Consider the following 770-nt stretch of genomic DNA (forward strand, 5'->3'; position numbering starts at 1 on the left):
GGCGCATTGGAGACGGAGATGACATTGCTTACGTCATTGCCGGATTCCGTTTTTCGAACGCACATGCAGCTTACTCCGAAGCAGTTTGTTCGTTTGGATGGTTCTGAAAGTATCGATGTAAATACCTTTGTAGAGCGTTACGCGTCGCAACGTTTTTCTTCGATTGCTGCGATCGGCAATCCGCAGCGTTTTTTTGGTACCTTGCAGGCCCTGGGCCTCAGGTGCGATGAATACCCTTACCCAGACCATTATGGCTACAAGCAAAAAGATCTGAACGATAAAAAAACAGCGATCCTCATGACCGAAAAAGACGCGGCAAAATGCAAAGATCTACATTGTGAAGATGCTTGGTTCCTGCGTGTTGAGCCGGAACTTCAAGACAATCTAGGTGAGAGGCTTTACAATCAGCTCAATGAAATGGGTCGTCTCGCACGGCTGGAAAATTGAATACGGTTTTAATTAAGGGACACTGTTTTGGATAAGAAGTTACTCTCGATTCTCGCTTGCCCGCTTTGTAAAGGTGAGCTGAAGTATGACAAGGATGCCCAGGAACTCATTTGTAAAGCAGATGGTGTTGCCTACCCGATTCGCGACGACATTCCGGTGATGCTTGAGTCTGAGGCGCGCACCTTGACGACAGACGAGAAACTGAGCAAAGACTAAACCACGTCTTTAGATAAGCAAAAGCCACCATATAAAATAGAAGGTTGTTTTAATGTTGCGATATACCGTCATTATTCCAGCACGCTTTGCTTCTCAGCGATTGCCAG

At 46.2% G+C, this 770-nt stretch carries 2 protein-coding genes; both read left to right on the plus strand.

The window, feature by feature from the left end; all coding sequences use genetic code 11:
- The coding region (locus A3750_RS03690; RefSeq protein WP_231871697.1) for a tetraacyldisaccharide 4'-kinase at window positions 1-447 on the plus strand (447 nt) is incomplete at its 5' end.
- Between the two features lie 27 nt (window positions 448-474).
- The gene (locus A3750_RS03695) at window positions 475-663 is read left to right on the plus strand and encodes a Trm112 family protein (protein WP_068458017.1); all 189 of its coding nucleotides are present in this window, start codon (window positions 475-477) and stop codon (window positions 661-663) included.
- The last annotated feature ends 107 nt before the right edge of the window (window positions 664-770 follow it).

Source organism: Oleiphilus sp. HI0079 (assembly GCF_001635105.1).